10 protein-coding genes and 1 tRNA gene are annotated in these 14,690 nt (G+C 74.8%); 7 read left to right on the top strand and 4 right to left on the bottom strand.

Annotation, left to right across the window (positions count from 1 at the left end):
* Positions 1-283: 283 nt before the first annotated feature.
* Positions 284-1,261 (top strand): aldo/keto reductase, encoded by a 978-nt coding sequence (locus IH44_RS0105805; protein WP_030458313.1) that lies wholly within the window; start codon positions 284-286, stop codon positions 1,259-1,261.
* 31 nt (positions 1,262-1,292) lie between these two features.
* Entirely contained in the window at positions 1,293-3,437 is a 2,145-nt protein-coding gene (locus tag IH44_RS0105800) for a helix-hairpin-helix domain-containing protein (RefSeq protein WP_030458312.1), read from the top strand.
* A gap of 463 nt (positions 3,438-3,900) precedes the next feature.
* On the opposite strand, the gene IH44_RS0105795 is transcribed toward IH44_RS0105800, so the two are convergent.
* Positions 3,901-4,506, bottom strand: a complete 606-nt coding sequence (locus IH44_RS0105795) for a hypothetical protein (protein WP_030458311.1) — start codon at positions 4,504-4,506, stop codon at positions 3,901-3,903.
* Positions 4,507-4,856: 350 nt separating this feature from the next.
* Here IH44_RS0105795 and IH44_RS0105790 point away from each other — a divergent pair, with 350 nt between their 5' ends.
* Complete coding sequence (locus IH44_RS0105790) at positions 4,857-5,066, top strand: DUF5703 family protein (protein ID WP_035954087.1); 210 nt, start codon at positions 4,857-4,859, stop codon at positions 5,064-5,066.
* An 87-nt stretch (positions 5,067-5,153) separates the two neighbouring features.
* On the opposite strand, the gene IH44_RS0105785 is transcribed toward IH44_RS0105790, so the two are convergent.
* The 3 genes from IH44_RS0105785 to IH44_RS0105775 all read right to left on the bottom strand — a co-directional run bounded on the left by IH44_RS0105785 (position 5,154) and on the right by IH44_RS0105775 (position 8,120).
* On the bottom strand, positions 5,154-5,963 hold the full coding sequence (locus IH44_RS0105785; RefSeq protein ID WP_051816583.1) for a chaplin: 810 nt from the start codon (positions 5,961-5,963) through the stop codon (positions 5,154-5,156).
* A gap of 404 nt (positions 5,964-6,367) precedes the next feature.
* Positions 6,368-6,610: a chaplin gene (locus IH44_RS0105780; RefSeq protein ID WP_030458308.1), complete on the bottom strand. Its 243-nt coding sequence runs from the start codon at positions 6,608-6,610 to the stop codon at positions 6,368-6,370.
* A 187-nt stretch (positions 6,611-6,797) separates the two neighbouring features.
* A complete protein-coding gene (locus IH44_RS0105775; protein WP_030458307.1) occupies positions 6,798-8,120 on the bottom strand; it encodes a M20/M25/M40 family metallo-hydrolase in 1,323 nt (440 codons plus the stop codon).
* A 270-nt stretch (positions 8,121-8,390) separates the two neighbouring features.
* Here IH44_RS0105775 and IH44_RS0105770 point away from each other — a divergent pair.
* The 4 genes from IH44_RS0105770 to IH44_RS0105750 all read left to right on the top strand — a co-directional run bounded on the left by IH44_RS0105770 (position 8,391) and on the right by IH44_RS0105750 (position 14,619).
* Positions 8,391-8,478: transfer RNA gene (locus tag IH44_RS0105770), tRNA-Leu, on the top strand.
* Positions 8,479-8,950: 472 nt separating this feature from the next.
* On the top strand, positions 8,951-9,484 hold the full coding sequence (locus IH44_RS0105765; protein ID WP_369794903.1) for a SigE family RNA polymerase sigma factor: 534 nt from the start codon (positions 8,951-8,953) through the stop codon (positions 9,482-9,484).
* Positions 9,481-10,041 (top strand): PASTA domain-containing protein, encoded by a 561-nt coding sequence (locus IH44_RS0105760; RefSeq protein ID WP_030458305.1) that lies wholly within the window; start codon positions 9,481-9,483, stop codon positions 10,039-10,041. Before IH44_RS0105765 ends, IH44_RS0105760 begins: the two co-directional genes overlap by 4 nt.
* 276 nt (positions 10,042-10,317) lie before the next feature.
* A complete protein-coding gene (locus tag IH44_RS0105750) occupies positions 10,318-14,619 on the top strand; it encodes a metallophosphoesterase (protein WP_051816582.1) in 4,302 nt (1,433 codons plus the stop codon).
* The last annotated feature ends 71 nt before the right edge of the window (positions 14,620-14,690 follow it).

The raw sequence follows: 14,690 nt of genomic DNA, 5'->3' as shown, positions 1-14,690 counted from the left end.
CGGGTGGTGCGGGTGAGCGTAGCCGCCCCGCCGGACGTCATGCTACTGACCGGTAGTGGCGGTCGGGCCGCACCGGGGCGCGGACGGCGGCGCGGCACGAGGGCAACGGCGCGGCGCGGCGCGCGGACGGCGGCGCGCGGACGGCGGCGCGGCGCGCGGACACGTCGGCCGAGCGGGTCGTCCCGGGCCCCGGGGGGTTTCGCCGCTACCCTCACACCACGTGGGGGCACCGCCCCCGACCTGCGCCGACACGATTGGCACAGCGGGCTTGACGGAGGGCGCGATGGAACAGCGACAGCTCGGCCGGACCGGCCTGCGGGTCTCCCGGCTCGGCCTGGGCACCCTCACCTGGGGCCGGGACACCGACGAGCACGAGGCCGCCGAGCAGTTGAAGGCGTTCGTGGACGCGGGCGGCACCCTGGTCGACACCGCCGACGTGTACGCGGACGGCGGCGCCGAGTACCTGCTGTCCCGGCTGACCGACGGCCTGGTCCCGCGCTCCGAGCTGGTGATCGCCACCAAGGCGGGCGCGCGGCCCGGCTCGCGCCGCCCCGACGCCTCCCGCGGCCACCTGCTGGACGCCCTGGACGCCTCGCTGCGCCGCCTGAACACCGACCACGTCGACCTGTGGCAGGTGCACGCGCACGACCCGGTCACCCCCACCGAGGAGACCCTGCACGCGCTCGACCTGGCGGTCGCCTCCGGCCGGGCCCGGTACGTCGGGGTCTGCCAGTACAGCGGCTGGCAGCTGGCCAAGTCCGCGGCCCGGCAGCACGCGGTGCCCGGCAGCACCCCGCTGGCCTCCGTCCAGCTCGAGTACTCGCTGCTGCAGCGCGGCATCGAGCGCGAGGCGCTGCCCGCGGCGCTGGACGCCGGGGTCGGCCTGCTGGCCTGCTCGCCGCTCGGCCGGGGCGTGCTGACCGGCAAGTACCGGCACGGCGTGCCGCCCGAGTCGCGCGGCGCCGCCCCGCACCCCGCCGGGTCGGTGCAGCCGTACCTGGGCGAGGCGTCCCGGCGGATCGTGGACGCGCTGGCCACCGCCGCCGACGGGCTCGCCTCCACCCCGCTGAAGGTGGCGCTCGCCTGGGTCCGCGACCGCCCGGGCGTGTCGGCCACCCTGCTGGGCGCCCGCACCTCCACCCAGCTGCAGTCCTCACTGTCGGTCGAGGCCCTTACGCTTCCGGGTGAGATCCGCGCTGCGCTGGACGACGTGTCGGCCCCGGTGCACCGCTACCCGGACCAGGGCTGGACGGAGCTGTAGCCGCCCCGCCCGTCGAAGGAGCCTTTCCGCGATGACCACCCCCGAGGAGGGCCCGGCCGCGAGCCGGGCCGAGGGCCGCGCCGAACGCCCGGCCGAGAGCCCGGCAGCGCCGACGGGCGCCCCGGACACCCCGGACGGCGGCGCCGGACGGCCCGCCGACGCGCCGCTCAGCGGCGAGCAGCGCGCCGCCGCGGTGGCCGCGCTGGCCAAGGCGATCGGCGCGATCAACGCGAACGACATCGTCGCCCCGCCCCGTCCCCCGCGCGAGATCGACCTGGCGACCCCCGACGAGCCGTCGGACGGGCCCGAGTCGGAATCGGAGCCGGGGCCCGGGCCTGGGCCGGTCGAGGACGCCGCCGAGCGGCCCGAACCGCCCGCGCCGGTCGGGGAGTCCGCGCCCGCCGAGCGCCCCGTCCGCCGGCCGGCCGCGCCCGCCGGGCGCCCCGACGTCCCGCTCGACGACGCGCAGCGCAGGGCCGCGCTGGCCGCCGTCGGCGAGGTGCTGGCGGCCGGCGGTGCGCCCGCCGAGCTGGCCGGGCCGGCGCTCGCCGAGTTCGGCGAGGGTGCGGCCGAGCAGCTGCGGGAGGACCCGTGGGCGGTGCTCGCGCTGCCCGGGGTCCGTCCCGAGCACGCCGACGGCTTCGCCAAGGCGCTGCTCGGCCCGGCCGCCCAGCCGGGCGACCCGCGCCGCGCGCAGGCGCTGGTGGCCTGGCTGCTGGAGCAGGCCGCGCTGCGCGGGCACTCGGCGCAGGAGCTCGGCGAGGTCGCCGGGGCGCTGCGCGCCCAGCGCGTGCCGGACCCGGAGGCCGCGCTGCAGGCGGTGCTGGAGGACGGGCGGGTGATGCCGTTCCAGGAGGAGCTGCCGCTGCCGCCCGGCAGCCACGACGAGGACGAGGAGCCGCCGGTCCGCACCATGCTGGCGCTGGAGCGGCTGGCGCTGGCGGAGGAGAGCCTCGGCGAGGGCCTGGTCCGGCTGCTGTCCACCGTCGAGGACGGCCCGGGTCCGGACGCCTGGGAGGAGGCCGCGGCGGCGGCGCCGCGCTCCGCGCAGGAGCTGGTCCGGGCGGTGTCCGCGTCCGGGCTGGTGCTGCACACCGGCGGCGAGGCGGCCCGGGCCGAGCCGGCCGCGCTGCTGCACGCGGCGGCCGGGCTGGGCCTGCGGGTGTGGGCGGCCGTCTGGGCCGGCCAGGGGCGGGACGCGCTGGCGGCGCTGCTGCCCGACGGCTCCCCCGCCGCCGGGCGGATCGGCACCCTGCACGAGCTGCTGTACGGCGCGGACGTGCCGCGCGCGCTGGACGGCACCCTCGAACTGGACGTGCTGGTGGTGCTGGACGCCCCGCTGCTGGACGTGGAGACCGCGGCGACGCTGCTGGAGGCGATGGCGGACGGCGCCCGGCTGGTGCTGTCCGGGGATCCGGGCGGCCTGTGGTCGGCCGGTCCGGGCCGGTTCTTCGCCGACCTGCTGGCCGCCCGGGCCTGCCCCGCGGTGGCGTCCCGGACGCCGGACTTCGGGCCGATCGGCGAGCTGGTGTCCGGGGTCGGCGTCGGCGAGCTGCAGCCGGTGGACGCCCCGGACAAGGAGGTGGTGATCCTCACCGCGCAGGACGGCGGGGAGGCGGTGCACCGGGCCGTCCAACTGCTGACCGACTCGATCCCGCGGGCGCTGTCCGTGCCGCCCGAGCAGACGGTGCTGCTGACCCCGGGCCACGGCGGCCCGGCCGGCACCCGGGCGCTGAACGCGGCGGCCAAGGCCCGGCTGAACCCCGGCCCCGGCCGGTTCGGCGGCTTCGACCCGGGCGACCGGGTGGTGCACTCCCCCGCGCTGGGCGTCAACCTGCCCGGGCGGGTGCTGGACGGCGACGCGAGCGGCCTGCACGTGGAACTGGCCGACGGCGGCCGGATCACGCTGTCCCCGGCGCAGGCCGGGAAGCTGCGGCACGGCTGGGCGGTGACCGCGCACCAGGCGGTCGGGCGGCGCTGGCCCGCGGTGGTCGTGGTGCTGCCGCCGGAGGCGGCCGGGCAGCTGACCAGGCAGTGGGTGTACTCGGCGTTCGGCCGGGCGGAGCGGCACCTGTCGGTGGTGCACGCGGCGGGCCCGGCGCTGGCCCAGGCGGTCACCGAGCGGCCCGCGCCGGACCGCACCACCCGGCTGCGGTCGGTCCTGACCGCGCAGTGAACGCGCGGTGAAAGCGCTGCGGGCGCGGTGGCGGGGCGAGGCCCCGGCCGCCGCGCCCGCAGGGCGGTGCAGTACCCGCTGCCGCCGGGCCGACCGTTCGGCGGGGTCAGGTGGGAGGGAGAGCCGCCGCAATCCCCCCGGGGCGCCTCGTCGTTGAGCCGCTCGTCCGCTTCCCCCGCCGCAGCCCGGCAGCAGTCCCCCGTGCGACGTACGACCGCACCGGTAGCCGGGTGCCGGCACTCCGCTCCCCCCGGACCGGAGCCCCGGAACGCGTCTCCGTCGCTGCCCGAACGCTAGCCGAGATCCGGTCCGTTCGGGCAAGAATCAAGAAGGCCGGGCGATCTTCCGGGCACGGGCGCGGGCGCGGGAAAGGGCCCGGGAACGGGAACGGGAACGGGAACGGCCCCCGCGCGCCGGGCGGCCGGACGGGGCCGGGGCCTGGCGCGCGGGGGCCGGGGGTTGCTCAGAGCTCGTCGAGCTCGTCGTCGTAGACCTCGCTGACGTCGAAGCGGCAGATCAGCAGCTCCGGGTCGGCGCCGTCGAACGGTTCGGGCAGCCACTCGCCGGGGTCGGCGGGTTCGGCGGCCGACACCCAGAGCGTGGAGTCGCCCTCCTCCAGGCCGAACTCCTCGGCCCGGGCGGCGATCTCGTCCGGCTCGTACTCGCCGAACAGCACGCCGAGCGCCGCCGTCACCTCGCCCTCGGCGCCCGCGCCCGGCGGGAGCGACTCGTCGACCCGTTCGGCCTGGGCGCGCAGCCGCTTCGGGTCGGCGATCAGGTAGTCCCGGCGGATCAGCACGCTGATCGCCTCGGGGTGCTCGGGGCCCTGGTAGCCGGACCCGGCGTCGTCGCCGGGGATCTCGAAGGGGGTGACCTCGTCGTAGACCTCGTACAGGATCTGGTCGTAGGCGATGGCTGCCGCCGCGAGTTCCTCGTAGGCGTGGACGACGACCGGATCGCCGGGTTCGGTGGAGCTGGAGACGGCCTGCAGGTGGCGGTCGATGGCGGCCTTGACCGCCTCTGCGGCGGCCCGTACCTCGGTGATGGTCAGCTGCGCGGCATCAGACATGGTGCAGACGCTATCCCCACCCGGCGACGACACGCACAGCGGTTGTCATCTACAGCCGGGAAAACCGGGCAAGTTCACCCCCGATGTCCGTTCCGGGCGGTTCTGCGCCCGCCGCCGCGCGCGGTTTCCCGCCCGCCGGGCCGCCGACCGGACCGCCCACCGGGCGTGCGTGGGGCGCATCGGCGCGGCCCGGCGCGGGTATCCCTTCCGGTACCGGAAAACTGATTGACGATCAGCTCCGGCCGGGACGAGGCTCGGACCGTCCGCCCGGGCGGGCCGACCCGGACCGGCCACCTTTCGGCGACGCGCCGTAGGCTTGCAGGCAGCACAGCAGCGGAGGAGACGCCTTGATCCCTACCAAAACGGTCCGGCTTCCGGAGTACGAGTACCAGTCGCTCCGCCTGCCCCGCGGCACCACCCGGAACGCCGCGCGCCAACTGCTCACCGAGCACGCCGAGTACGGGAATTGGGAGCTCGACCGGCTCCGGCTGTTCCCCGACGGCAGCCGGACGGTGCGGCTGAAGCGGCGGATCATCCGGCAGGTCCGTTCCAGCTGGTAGGAAGCGCACCCGCGCCCGGGCGCCCCGCCGCCGGCCTGAGCCGTGGCGGGGCGCCCGGGCGCGGGCGTCAGGGGCGGGCGGGCGCCGTCAGCGGCGGGCCAGCGAGCGCGAGCGGCGGTAGAGCACGCCGCCGCCGAGCAGCAGCGCGAGGCCGGCCGGGGCGATGACCTCCAGGCCGGAGACACCGGTGGAGGCCAGGGCCTGCTCCGCGACGGGGGCGGCGGCCCGGGCCTGGACCACGGGGGCGACCGGCGCCGGGGTGGCGGGCCGGTCGCCGCCGGGGCCGCCGGTGCGGTCGGTTCCCGGGGGGCCGGGCGGCGTGCTGTGCTCGCCGCCGGTCTGCTCGGGCGGGCAGTCGCAGTCGTGGCCGGGCGGGGTGACCGGCGGCGGGGTGACGGGCGGCGGGGTGACGGGCGGCTGGTGCGCGGTGGACACGTTCGCGCAGTTGTTGCCGTACGCCGGATTGCCGAGGCCCACCACGTTGACCGAGTTGCCGCAGGCGTCGACCGGCGCGCTGATCGGCACCTGGACGTTGTTGCCGGAGGCGACGCCGGGCGAGTTGCTGCTCGTCCCGCCGGCACCGGAGCCCGCGGTGCCGGAGCCCGCGGTGCCCGAGCCGGACCGGTCGCCGGTGCCGGTCTGGCTGCCGCTCCCGGTGCTGCCGGTGCTGCCCGCGCTGCGGCCGGTGTGGCTGACGTTGGAGCAGTCGTTGCCGTACGCCGGGTTGAGCAGGCCGATCACGTTGATCGTGTTGCCGCAGGCGTTCACGGGGAGCTCCACGGGCACCTGCACCGCGTTCCCGGAGCCCACGCCGGGCGAGTTGGCCGCCACGCCGTGCGCATCGGCGGCCGCGTGGGCGTAGCCCGCGGTCGAGGCCAGCACGCTGCCGGTGGCCATGGCCGTGAGAAGGCCTTTCCTGGCGACCTGTCGCATTGACTCCCCTTGGTTTCTCGTTCGGTGGTCCGATCCGGTTCCGGGCCGCCGCCGGGACGGTTCCCCGGCGGATTTCCGGCGGCTCCGGAGTTCCGGTCGATCCGATAGTCGGAATTGCCTGCCGCGAAGGCGGCGGCACTACTTCAACGACCCTTAACGGTGAAGGTTGAGCCATCTGCAGTCACTTCATCCGATCGGGTGAGCTCTCCCTTTCCCCGGGAACCGCACCGTTCACCCGACCGGGGCCGACGCCCGCCTCCCCCGCCCCGGACGCGCGTCCGGACACGCGTCCGCCCCCGCGCGACACAGGGGTCGCGCGGGGGCGGGAACTCGGGGTCGGCGGCCCGCCGGTCCTCGGCGGGGCCCGCTCAGACGTTCTGGCAGGCGTTGCCGAACGCGGGGTTGAGCAGGCCGATCACGCTGATGGTGTTGCCGCAGACGTTCACCGGGACGTGCACCGGGATCTGGATCAGGTTCCCGGAGAGCACGCCCGGGGAGGCGACCGCGACACCGTCCGCGCCCGCACCGCCGTGCGCCGAGGCGACGCCGGCGCCCGCGAGCACCAGGCCACCGGTGGCGGCGACAACGGCAGCGATCTTCTTGGCCTTCATCTGAACTGCTCCTCCTGGTCGTTTCCAGCCCGTTCCCCCGGGCTGCACACGGAAGAACGAAGCCTCCGCGACCGGGACACGGGGCCGGATCCGCATTCACCCGTTGAAGTGATCAAGCGAACAGGTGATCGCCATTTCGGATGCTCGAAAGCTCTGATGCTGGACCGATTAACCGCACTTCCCCGGCTCAGGCCAGGTCGATGAACCGGTCCAGCACCCGGACGCCGAACTTCAGGCCGTCCACCGGCACCCGCTCGTCCACGCCGTGGAACATCCCGGCGAAGTCCAGGTCCGGCGGGAGCTGCAGCGGCGCGAAGCCGAAGCAGCGGATGCCCAGGTCCTGGAAGGACTTGGCGTCGGTGCCGCCGGACAGGCAGTACGGGACGGCCCGGGCGATCGGGTCCTCGGCGCGCAGCGCGGTCTGCATGGCCTCGACCAGGGCGCCGTCGAAGCTGGTCTCGATCGCCTTGTCGTGGTGCAGGCTCTCGCGCTTGACGCGCGGACCGAGGACGCTGTCCAGCTCGGCCAGGAACTCCTCCTCGTAGCCGGGCAGGAAGCGGCCGTCCACGTGCGCGGTGGCCTGGCCGGGGATGACGTTCACCTTGTAGCCGGCGCCGAGCATGGTCGGCTGGGCGGTGTTGCGCAGGGTGGTGCCGATCATCTTGGCGATGCCGCCGAGCACCCGGAGCGTCTCGTCCATGTCCTCCGGGTCGAGGCGCACGCCCAGCGCGTCCGAGAGCTCGTCCAGGAAGGCCCGGACGGTCTTGGTGATCCGCAGCGGGAACTGGTGCCGGCCGAGCCGGGCCACCGCCTCGCACAGCTCGGTGATCGCGTTGTCGTCGTTCTCCATCGAGCCGTGGCCGGCCCGGCCCTCGACGGTCAGGCGCATCCAGTGCATGCCCTTCTCCGCCGTCTCCACCAGGTACAGCCGGGCCTGATCGTTGACGGTGAAGGAGAAGCCGCCGACCTCGCCGATCGCCTCGGTGACGCCCTCGAACAGCTCGGGGTGCCGGTCCACCAGGAACCGGGCGCCGTACGTGCCGCCCGCCTCCTCGTCGGCGAGGAACGCCAGCACCAGGTCGCGCGGGGGCTTGCGGCCGGTGCGCAGCCGGTCGCGGACCACCGCGAGGGTCATCGCGTCCATGTCCTTCATGTCGACGGCGCCGCGGCCCCACACGCAGCCGTCGGTGATCTCGCCGGAGAACGGGTGCACCGTCCAGTCGTCGGCGTTGGCCGGGACCACGTCGGTGTGCCCGTGGATCAGCAGGCCCGGCCGGGAGCGGTCCTCGCCCTCGATCCGCACCACCGTGGAGGCCCGGCCCTTGGCCGACTCGAAGATCTGCGGCTCCAGCCCGAACTCGGCGAGCTGCTCGGCCACGTACTCGGCGGCCTTCCGCTCGCCCGGGCCGGAGCCGTCCCCGTAGTTGCTGGTGTCGATCCGGATCAGGTCCCGGCAGATCTCGGCGACCTCCGACTCGGCCGTCACCGCGCGCTCGCTGCCCACGCTCATCGCTCCCACCTCGTGTCTGCCCGCCCCGGCGCGGCTGCGGCCCGCGCCGCCCCGACCCCGGCCGGGGACCGCGGGCGCCGTCCCGTCATCCTCCCCCACCACCCGTCCGGCCCCAAGGGCATATCTCCCCGACACTCCTGACCGACGCCCCGTCGCCCCCGCATTCGAAGCCCCGCCCACCCCGCCACCCCCGGGTTTTGGGTCTGGCAGTCGATCTTTGCTACTGTTGTCCATGTCAGCGCGGGGAACGCCCCGCGAGGACGACACCCGGTCCGGGTGGCGGAATGGCAGACGCGCTAGCTTGAGGTGCTAGTGCCCTTTATCGGGCGTGGGGGTTCAAGTCCCCCCTCGGACACCAGCGTGAAACCCCTGTTGATCAGGGGTTTTTTGCTTTTCCGGGCAGTGGCGCGACCAATCACGTGACCAACGGCCCCGGAAGTTCCCTCTCCGCCGTGGACAGCCGTCGAACCGGAAGACGCGCAGCGGCGGGAGGCCCCCGGGCGGCAGCGCTTCACGCACGACCGGGCGGACGACCGGAACGGGGCGGGGCCCCGGGCTCAGGTCGAACTCGCACCAGACGTGGTCCCGGCCGCCCCGCCGCCGGTGGCCGTACCGGTCGCCCTCCGTCAGCGCCTCCGTGACGGCCGGGTGGTCCACCCCGCTCTCGGGCACTTCCGGGTTCAGCCGGATGCCCTGCGCCGGAGCGATCCCCTCGGCGCCCCCGCTGTGATCCGTGCCACTGTCCGGTGGGCCGTGCAGCGCTGGGGCGGGGTGGGGCGTCTTGGGGGCAGTTGACCGGAGTGGTGGAGTGGGAGGAGGGGCGAGTGAGGTTGCGCAGGGGTGATCCGGGGGCCGGGTTCGCGGAGTTCGTGGGGCAGCGGTCGGGGGCGTTGTTCCGGACCGCGTACGCGTTGACGGGTGATGTGCACGCGGCCGAGGACCTGGTGCAGGAGGCGTTGGAGCGGGCCTGCCGGCACTGGCGGAAGGTGGCGGCGGCGGATTCGCCGGAGGCCTACGTGCGGCGGGTGCTGGTGAACCTGGCCAACGACCGGTGGCGGCGGCGGTTTCGGCGTGGGGAGCGGACCGGGCTGGCCGGGCTGCCGGAGCCGGTGGAGCCGCGGGACGGGTTGGGGCAGGCGGAGTTGCGCGCCGAGCTGATCGGGGCGCTGCTGGGGCTGCCGATGGGGATGCGCAGCGTGGTGGTGCTGCACTACCTGCACGACATGGGGACCGAGCAGGTCGCCGACGTGCTGGGGATTTCCGCGAGCGCGGTGCGCTCCCAACTCGCGCGCGGCCTGGCCAAGTTGCGTGAGTCCTTGACGGCTGACAGGGCGCCCGGGGCGCCGATCGGAGGGGTGCGGTGAGCGGGACGGGCGGGACGGGGCCGGGTTTCGACGAGGAACTGCGGGCGGCGCTGGTCTCGTTCGCGGACGGCCCGGCGGCGCCGGTGGTCGACGCGGCCGCGATCGAGCGGACGGTGGGGCGCCGCCGGGTGCGCCGGGGTCTGCTGGGCGGCGCCTCGGTGGCGGGTGTCGCGGTGCTGGCGGCGACGGGGTTCTTCGCGCTGCGGCCGGAGTCGGCGCCGTCGCCCGCGGCGCTGCCGCCGACGGGCAGTTGGTGCGTTCCGATGCCGACGGCCGGGCCTGCGGCGGAGGGCTCGGCGGAGGCCACACCGACCCCGGCGGCGGGGGCGGGGCCGCATTCGGGGGTGGTGCTGCCGGACCTGCAGGGGATGACGGTGGACCGGGCGGGTGAGGTGCTGCGGGGGCTCGGGCTGCGCTGCTCGGTGGTGTGGCACACCGACTGGAAGGCGCCCGCCGGGCAGGTGCTCAACACCGCGCCGAGGGGGGGCCGGGGCCCGGTGGAGCCGGATTCGACCGTGCTGGTGTTCGCCTCCAGGGGCAAGCCCGGCGGTCGGTGACCTGCGGCGTCCCGTCGGTGCCTGCGGCGTCCCGTCGGTGCCTGCGGCGTCCCGTCCGGGCCCGGTCGTCGTCGGATCTCCCGGATTCCGGGTTCCGGCCGACAGTGGCCGGGCCCGGCTTCGGGTGAACGTTCGGGCGGGGGCCGCCGGTCGCTCACGACTCATTGCCGACTCTTTACCTTCGCTGGTTACGGTCCACCGGATTCCGATCCGAGAGAGTGGGCCCGACCCGTGCACCATCCCCGTCCGCGCGCGTTCCGTGCGCTTCCCGCTTCGTTGGCCCTGGCCGTGGTGGTCAGCGGCGTCGGCGTCGCCCGGGCCGTTTCGGCCGGGGGCGGGGCGACGTCCGATCAGGTCCCGGCCGGGGCCGGGCTGTTCGTCTCGGAGGTGCACCCGGACGACGGGACTCCGGCGAACGTCCCGGACGACTTCGAGTTCTTCGAGGTCACCAACACCACCGGCGAGGCCGTCGACCTGGCGGCCCGGCAGATCGGAGTGGGGTACAGCACCGATGCCGCGCCGACCGACGCCTCGTTCGGGTCGGCGCTGAAGTTCGCGGTCTCGGACGGGGTGGCGGGGAACGCCGTCACGCCGGGGCCGCTGGCGGCGGTGGTGCCAGCGCACGGCAGTACGGTCTTCTGGCTGGACCACAGCGACGGCGGGGTGAACACGTACGCGAGGTCGGAGGCCGACTTCCGGGCGTTCTACGGCAACGTGCCGGACGACGTGGCGATCGTCCGGGTGGAGGGGCAGGCCGGGATCGCCAACGGCGGGCAGCGTGCGCTGGGGCTGGTGGACGCCTCGGTGCCCTCCGCGTTGAAGGTGCCGAGCTGGTCGTTCGTGCCCGCTCGGGTGCCGGCGACGCCGGGGGCGTCCACGCACTTCACGGTGCCTGCGGGCGGGGCGCGGGCCGCGCTGTTCTCGAACGGGCCGGCCACGCCGGGGACGGTGGCGCCCTCGCAGCTGGTGCCGGGGACGGACGGGAACCCCGAACCGACCCCGGCCCCGAGCCCCGGTACGACACCGACGGCAGGCCCGAGCGCGGGCCCGGGCCCGACGCCCACGCCGTCGCCGTCGCCGTCCGCGTCGGGCGTCCCGCCGGTGGATCCGGCGTTGCGGGCGCCGCTGTTGCAGGTCACCGAGCTGGCGCCGGACACCGCGAACGTGAACGGCTCGGACGGGTACGAGTTCGTCGAGGTGTACAACGCCTCGCAGTCGCCGGTGCGGTGGAACGACTTCACGCTGGAGTACCTGTACCTCGACGCGAGCCGCGTGGTGACCAGCAGCGCGCTGTGGCCGTCGGTGCCCGCGGACACCGTGATCGGGCCGGGGCGGACGCTGGTGCTGTGGGTGCGCAACGGGGCCGACCAGGCGTTGACCGCGGCCGACTTCAACAAGCACTGGGGCAGCAACCTGACCCCCGGGGTGGACCTGGTCGAGACGTTCAACGGCGGGATGGCGAACGGCGGGCCGCGCGGCATCCGGGTGTCCACCGACACGGGGTACGAGATCAGCCGGGCCGACTACCTGAACGACGACCAGACGGTGGCGGACGAGCCGATCCAGTACCGCTGGGAGTCGGGCACCGCGCAGACCATGATCGGCCCCGGCCCGGCCACCCCCGGACGGACCGATCCCGGGCAGGTGCCCGCCGGGCTGGTCGCCGACCCGGCGAGCGACACCGCGCCGGTGGTCACCGACCTGCGCGGCACCGGCGAGGCGCCGGTCACCGACGACCTGGAGCTGACCTTCGCGGTCACCGACGACCACCAGGTGCGCACCGTCGAGCTGACCCTGGACACCGACACCACCGAGCCGAGCACCCGCCGACTGCGGGCCGGCGCGCCGGGCCGCTACTCCTGCACCGTCCCGAAGGTCGACCTGTTCGGGAAGGGCTGGATCGAGTACCGGGTGGTGGCCCGCGACGGGGCGCACTCCACGGTGCTCGACACCGTCCGGATCGACCTGCGGGGCGGCGGCGCGCCGGAGCCGGTGCGGCTGAACGTGACGGACGGCCAGTACGTCGGCGGGCAGGTCCGGTTGGCGGGCACCACGGCCGGGAAGCCGGACGGGCCGGGGCTGCGGGTGGACGGGGAGCCGGTGGCGCCGGGCGTTCCGGCGCTGGAGCAGGGCGCGTACTTCGCGTTCGAGGCGACCAACACCGACGCGTTCTTCCGCAACGGCGTCAAGCTCGACGACCAGGTGCTGAACGTCTTCGACGAGGGCTACTACGAGCGGGTCGTCACCGTGCCGACCCGGGTGCCGGTGGAGCGGATCCGCAAGGGCGAGCCGCTGACCCTGAGCATCTGGGCCGGGACGAAGGGCTACCCGGAGCTGAGCACCGCCGACGACAACGACGACTTCTCGGTGCGGAACCTGCGCCTGGCGCTGCCGGACGGCCGGGTGCTGCGCCCGGTGGTCGTCGGCGTGAACGCCACCAACGGCGCCACCGCGTACGACCCGCCGGTCCGGACGGTGCTGTCGGCCGGCGAGGACACCCTGATCGCGATGGGCGACGGCGCCGCCGACTACGACTACCTGGAGGCCACCTTCACGCTGCCCGACGACGCGTTCACCTCGCTCGCGCACGTCTGGGACACCACGGCGGTGCCCGACGGCCCGCACACCGTGAGCGCGACGGCCGACGGGCGCACCGTGACCCGCACCGTCCAGGTCGACAACACCCGGCCGCAGCTCACCCCGACCGTCGAGCCGGGCCGCCGCTACCGGGGCGGGTTCACCGTGGACGCCACGGCGGGCGACGCCGGGTCGGGGGTGAAGGCGGTGAGTGCGACGCTGGACGGCAAGCCGGTCGCGCTGCCGTACGCGGCCTCCTCGCTGACGCTCGCCCCCGGCGCGCACACCGCCGTGTTCACCGCCGTCGACGCGATCGGCAACACCGCCACCAGCCGCGTCGATTTCAGCACCGACGGCGTCGAGCCGGCGGTCTCCTCCCGGACGGCGCTGCCGTACCAGTTGTTCACCGTGCCGGTGCCGGAGGGCGCCGGGGCGGACGCGCAGGTGCGGCTGTCCTGGGCGGGGTCGGCGAACACCGGTGCCAAGGTGCTGCTGTACGCGCTGAACTCCGCCACCGGGAAGTGGGAGGAGGTCGACCGCCGCCTGACCACCGGCGCGGAGGGCGGGCGGGCCTCGTTCACCCTGGGCGGCACCGTGCCGGTCGCCGACCACGTCAAGGACGGCCAGGTCACCGTGCTGGTGCAGCACTCGGAGGGCTTCCCCGGCGGCGACCGCTCGGCCCGCGACAGCGCGGTCACCCCGTACAGCGCGGGCGCGACCCCGCGCGACGCCTACGACTTCACCATCGGCTGGCAGTCCGACACCCAGTACTACAACGAGAACCAGGGCTGGGCGGCCGGCAGCGGCGGCCCCGACACCTGGTACGCGCACCAGTTGGCGATCAACGACTTCTTCCTGTCCCAGCGGGACGACCTCAACCTGCAGTACGTCATCCACACCGGCGACATCGTGGACGACTACCGGGCCACCGACTTCCGGGGCGACAACCACGACCCGGCGTACGAGTGGAAGAACGCGGACGCCGCGTACAAGCCGCTCAACGAGGCCGGGCTGCCGTACGGCGTGCTGGCCGGCAACCACGACGTGGGCCACGCGGCCGACGACTACTCGCAGTTCGGGACGTACTTCGGCGCCGACCGCTACCGGGACAACCCCTGGTACGGCGGCGAGACCGGCAACAACCGCGGCCACTACGACCTGGTCAGCGCGGGCGGCGTGGACTTCCTGATGCTCTCGATGGGGTGGGACCCGGGTGACGAGCAGATTGCCTGGATGAACTCGGTGATCAGGCAGTACCCGGAGCGCAAGGTCTGGATCGACCTGCACGAGTACCTGCTCACCACCGGCACCCTCGGCCCCGTCCCGCAGCGGATCCACGACGAGGTGGTCAAGCCCAACTCCAATGTCTTCGCGGTGAGTTCGGGCCACTACCACGACGCGTACACCCGTACCGACGGCTTCGACGACGACGGTGACGGCGTCGCGGACCGCACCGTCCACTCGATGCTCTTCGACTACCAGGGCCTGGAGCAGGGCGGCCTCGGTTTCCTCCGGCTGCTGCACTTCGACAACACCGGGCAGAAGATCGTGGTGCGCACCTACTCGCCCTCGCTCGACACCTTCGACTCCCCCGAGCCCTCGCTGAACGACCCGGCCGGGCAGCAGGAGTTCGAGATCCCGTACGCGGCCGTCGGCCTGCGGCCGCAGGACAAGGTGCTGGGCACCGACTCCTTCCGGGCCGCCGTGCTGACCGGCAAGGACATCGCGGTGGTGAAGGGCGTGCCGAGCGGTGCTCGGGCAGACGTGGTCTGGCGCGGCGTCCAGCCCGGCGCGCACGGCTGGTACGTCGAGACCACCGGCCCGCACGGCGGGATGAACGCCTCGGCGGTGCGCACCTTCACCGCGACCGGGGCCACCCTGGAACTGGACCGGAACAACCTGTCCGGCAAGAACATCAGCGTGCGGGTCACCATCAGCAGCCCCGGCTACACCACGGTGGTGCGGACGGCGGCGCCGGCGGAGAAGGTCCGGCACGGCTGAGCCGTCCCGCACGCACCGGGGCCGGAGCGTCACCCGGCTCCGGTGCGTGCGGGGCGGTGTCGGGGGACGTC

Origin of the sequence: Kitasatospora sp. NRRL B-11411 (assembly GCF_000721345.1) — a bacterium.
Taxonomy (GTDB): domain Bacteria; phylum Actinomycetota; class Actinomycetes; order Streptomycetales; family Streptomycetaceae; genus Kitasatospora; species Kitasatospora cineracea.
The sequence above is the reverse complement of the archived record's forward strand: the minus strand, read 5'-3'. Positions and strand labels throughout refer to the sequence as shown.

What these genes read in the sequence shown, in the direction of transcription:
- IH44_RS0105805 (WP_030458313.1), top strand. Translation starts at nt 284, where the DNA reads ATGGAACAGCGACAGCTCGGCCGGACCGGCCTGCGGGTCTCCCGGCTC.
- IH44_RS0105800 (WP_030458312.1), top strand. Translation starts at nt 1,293, where the DNA reads ATGACCACCCCCGAGGAGGGCCCGGCCGCGAGCCGGGCCGAGGGCCGC.
- IH44_RS0105795 (WP_030458311.1), bottom strand. Translation starts at nt 4,506, where the DNA reads ATGTCTGATGCCGCGCAGCTGACCATCACCGAGGTACGGGCCGCCGCA.
- IH44_RS0105785 (WP_051816583.1), bottom strand. Translation starts at nt 5,963, where the DNA reads ATGGCCACCGGCAGCGTGCTGGCCTCGACCGCGGGCTACGCCCACGCG.
- IH44_RS0105780 (WP_030458308.1), bottom strand. Translation starts at nt 6,610, where the DNA reads ATGAAGGCCAAGAAGATCGCTGCCGTTGTCGCCGCCACCGGTGGCCTG.
- IH44_RS0105775 (WP_030458307.1), bottom strand. Translation starts at nt 8,120, where the DNA reads ATGAGCGTGGGCAGCGAGCGCGCGGTGACGGCCGAGTCGGAGGTCGCC.